Consider the following 4,594-nt stretch of genomic DNA (forward strand, 5'->3'; position numbering starts at 1 on the left):
GACGGCGTCAAGGATCGAAACGATCAGACCATCAGCGTCGTCGGTTCCTCGGACAACGCGGGTAGCGAAACCACCCACGGAATGACGTCGAGGCGTGCGGTCTGCTCAACGGACCGGGCTCTTGTGGCAATACACCAACCGAGGTGCGATGACTCTGGGAATCGTGTGTGCGACGCCGAGCGGGACTGGCGCTGCCCAACTGGCCGAAGGTGGTTTGAAAAGGAGGCGAACCGATGGGTGCAAGTGAGCCTTGTTCGCAAAAATGTCTCCCGGTATATGAAGTCACTAAATCCGGGACCGCGGAGCAAAGGCGAAGAAACTGGCTGCGGCCTTGAAAAGTCCGAGGAAAAACATGCTCTGGCGAAATTCGTCGGCAGGTCGCCGGGAAAGGCAGCGATGGCCCAGCCAGTGTCGATGACGGTTCGTGCTGTTGCGATTCCGCGGCTCGATCAGGGTGCCATCGGCATCCACCTGGCCTGGAGCGGTCCTGAACTGAGCCCGCTGGCCAACGGCGGTTACGAAATCCGCCGGCGCCCACACCGGGAATCCAAGACGAAGACCGTGTGCGCGCAGTTCGACACCCAGGGCCTCGCGCGATTGGCGGCGCTTGGAGTGTTGCCCGACGAACTCGGCGTCATGCTGTTGCACAATTGGCGCCCTGGCACGCCTGGACCGGGCCAGGAGACCGCAGCCGTGCCGGCCCCCGTGGTGATGGCGGCGGTCGCCAACCTTCCATGGAGTGTGTTCATCCAGGAACTGGCGGCGCCGGCGCCCCAGGTGTCGGTGAGTTGCTCCGCGGAGTCAGCCTTCGCCATCGCGGTCAGCGGCGAGAAATCGGTGGCATACACCGACATCAGCCCCACCGTAGGTGTCACGCTGACCGGTCCCAACATCGATGCTGTCGTGGTGTACGCGCGGCGCCCTACCGCGTTGACTGTGTGCGCCGCGCAGCCCGCCGACCCGGCCGCCGATCAGGGATCGTGGGCCACCGCCGAGGTCATCGCCTCCGGTCTGACGCTGCCGCTGCACGAGACGGATCCTTCGCTCATCGATGCTGCCCAGGAACTGACCCGGGGCCGCTCACGCCTCATCGGAACCGAAACGTTGACCGCCGAAGAAGCCGAGCAGCTTGCCGCGGCGTTGCGCCCTGGCGTGACGCACCCGCAGGGCCGACCGTGCGACCGGGTGCTGCTCGACCGTACGGACACCGATGCGGCGTTCCAGGAAACGGTGTTTTCCACCCGCCTTGGCCTCATCACACTCGACCCGCGGCTGCGCCGCGTACTGGGATTCGGATTCGCCGACAAAACCGCGGTCGCCGGCGTCACCTACGACTATCAGGTGAGCGGACTGTTCGACCCCGCCGACATCGCCGACACCATCTACGATGTGCACCAAATCCCTTCGGGCACAGCACTTCCGTCCACGTTTCGCATCGGTGACATCACGCTGCGGTTCGGGGCACCGACCGAGGTCGTGCTCGATCCCGCGCCGGACACCGCGGCGCTGTCCGCGGTATCGAGGCGGGGCATCGCCATCAACCGCGGCGGTCCGATCGACGGTTTCGTGCCGTGGTGGCCGGCCGACCTTTCGTGCGTCATCGATCTGCCGGTCGCCTTGCAACACGTCACGTTTGAGGTGCCCGCGTCCCATCACCTGTCGTGTGCCGGCGTCTCCAGCGCCAACCCAGCGATTGTCACGCCCGTTCCCATCCCGCCCGGACCGTCGGCGGATGTCACCTTCCCTGCACCCGTGGATCAGCTGCAAATCGACGGTTCCGGGACCCTTTACGCACTGAGGCTGCCCGCGTTGGCAGGCGACGGGCACGTCAGCTGCGTCTGCGGGCCGGTCCAGCTGGTGGCGCAACCGCTGCCGACGCCGCCGACCACCGTCACTTTGACCAACCTGCAGTCCCCGCCCACCATCCTCACCGGCGACATCACCGAGGGGACCCTGGTCGCAGATCGTCCACAGCCCGGCTTCCGTGTCACCTGGGCGCCCGCGACCCTGGGTGGCGGGGGGGCATGGCCCGGCGACCTAGCTGCTGACCCGGCGACCGACTCGCTGGCCTATCTGATCGAACACCGCAGGGTCTACCCGGACAGCAGCACCGACCCCTGGGAGCCGATCCAGGCCGGCGACAACCTGACGTTCGGGTCCTGGCCGGCTTCATCCGGACCACCCAGTCTCGGATACGGCGTCGACCTCGACGTCGTGTTCCCGCTGCACCGGCAACGCCAAGCCGGAGCCGACGTGACAATGTCGGTCACCGACCTGTTGAACCCCGAGGCAACCACCGACGATCCGCCCCGTGCGGCCGCACCGTTGGGCTCCTCACACCAGTACCGGATCCAGGCGATGGACGTCGTCGGCCGGGTCAGCGGCACCTGGACCGAGTCGGCGGTCATCCGGCTGGAAAAGCACATCCCGCCGCCGCTACCCGCCGGGCCGCAACCCGAGCCGACCCTGGTCGGCACGCCGCCGCGCCCGTCGGGGCCGATGGGTGTGCAGGCTCGCACGATTCTGGCAAGCGACCCCATGCTCAGTCCGGCCGACGCTGCGCTGCTGGCCGGCCATCAATGCGCGGTGGTGCTCTCCTGGGGCTGGCGGCCCGCCGAACACGAACTCGACCCCAGCACTACCGAGTTCCGCGTTTACCTGCAGCCCGACATACCCACCACGGTGCCGGGCACCGTCACATCGGTCAGCCAGGCCACCAACCAGTGGATCCTCGAATTCACCACGGACCGCGCCCTCATCGCCGACGAATGCGCAGGAATGTGGCTGACCAGCGGCGGTCAGGCATTCCGCATCGTCACCCACACCGGCGGTTCCACACCGACCATCACCGTCGCCGCGAGCCTGGTCCACCCCTCGTCCGCGCCCCAGACAGCGCCCGTCACCTTCGGCCGGCCGCTGGCCGCCACGCACCAACGGCCCGCGTCGTGGCAGCGGATCGCCGTCGTGCCATTGACGAGCGCCGACACGTACAGCCACGTTCTGTTCGACGTGCTGTCGGTCAGCGCCGCGGCACCGACGGACGAAGCATGGGTGGGGGTATCGGCGGCCGACGCCGAACCCTATGTCGACGACGAGGTTCCGGCGGCGCAGCCCAACGGTGGCCGGCCAGGCAACGAGAGCAGCATCGCCGCGGTGACCGCGTCCGCCCGCTACCGAGGCCGCCCGGAGTTCTCCGTCCCACCGCCCCTCGGCGATGTGCCCGAGCTGGTCACCGACGAGCCCACGGGACGCCAGCTGGCGGTCACACTCGACGCCTCGGCGCTGCTCGGGGCCGGCACGGTCAGCGCCGCGGCGACCGTGGCCCTCGACCGCTGCCCCCTCGACGCCGTCCTGAAAATCACTAGGCTCAACGGAGCCGACGTAGTACTCCAGCGCACCGACGGCACTGAGCAGACGGTGGTGTTCCCCAACCCGTCCGACGAGGCGACCGTTCGCGCCGGGTTAGCCTCCGATCATCCCGAACGCCTCGACACGCGCTACGTCCTGTTCCTGCTCGGCCATTTCGACTCTCCACAAGAACTGTTCAGCACCGTCGGGGCGCTGCAGACAGCGAGTGCGCTGGCCGACCAGCTGCCGCCGAAGCCCGGCCGCTACTTCTACCGGGTCCGGCTAGCAGACGCCTCAGGCGCGGTGAGCACGGGAGGGGCGATCCTGCCGGTCGCCGTGCGGGTGCCCTCGATCGTGCCGATGCCCGCACCCACCCGCCGCACCGTCTCGGTTGCCGACGGCACGCTGTCCGTCAGCTTGGCGATGCAACCTGATCCAGAACTCGCCTGGGTGTTGTTGTTCTACGGGGTTGGCGACTGGGCCACTGCCCCACCGGATCCGGCCGACGCGCAGCTGTTGCGGATGCCCAACCGCCGCGACCTGTACCCCGGCGGCGGTCTGCGGCTGCGCCTTGTCGACGGGACCCTGCTGGCTCCCACTGCCGCAGAGGTGGCCGGAGCCGGCACCGACAGCGACGGGCTGCTCGACCTGCCCATTGCCGTCACGCTTCCCGACGGCACCCCCGGTCAACCGCGCTGGGTGAGGTATTGGTGCTACGGGCTGTCCCGCGACGGCATCCCATCGCAGCCGTTGGGCCCGTTCACCGTTGCGGTGGGGACGAGCTCATGACCACGTTGTTCGGACCGGTCACCGACCCCGCAGCGCTGAGCGTCGAGGCGGCACCATTTGGTATTCCCGCCACCCCCTCCGACCCGTCACCGCGGTTCGCCAACGTGCCCGTGCTCTGGCTCAAGGTCGCCGCGGGGACTGCACTGAGCTCATTCGGCGCGGGCGCGCGCCAGGTATTCACGGTCACGGGCGTGCCGGCCGGCCCGACGGTGCCGTCGGCGCTGATCGAGGTCACGCCGATGCCGCACGTGGGGCTGCTCGCCCGGTTGACCGGGGGGACCCCGCTGCAGTATGTGTTGCTGCACGCCAGCGACCTACCGGCCGTCGCCGACGGTGATCAGCAGGTCGCCGTCGCCGGCGGCGCACCCCTGCTGACCGCTGCCAGCGACGCCTGGGTCGGCTTCGTGCGTCAGGACCGGATCTGCCGCGACCCGCGTGCCTGGGTCGACGATCTGGA

At 68.6% G+C, this 4,594-nt stretch carries 2 protein-coding genes; both read left to right on the forward strand.

The genetic code is table 11. The features are described from left to right. Positions 1–414 precede the first annotated feature (414 nt). The gene (locus tag WAN02_RS09125; RefSeq protein WP_422263832.1) at positions 415–4,137 is read left to right on the forward strand and encodes a hypothetical protein; all 3,723 of its coding nucleotides are present in this window, start codon (positions 415–417) and stop codon (positions 4,135–4,137) included. Further along, on the forward strand, positions 4,134–4,594 hold a 461-nt coding region (locus WAN02_RS09130; RefSeq protein ID WP_422263833.1), incomplete at its 3' end, for a hypothetical protein. The genes WAN02_RS09125 and WAN02_RS09130, both read left to right, overlap by 4 nt.

The sequence above is a fragment of the Mycobacterium sp. genome, assembly GCF_049281135.1.
Lineage (GTDB): Bacteria > Actinomycetota > Actinomycetes > Mycobacteriales > Mycobacteriaceae > Mycobacterium.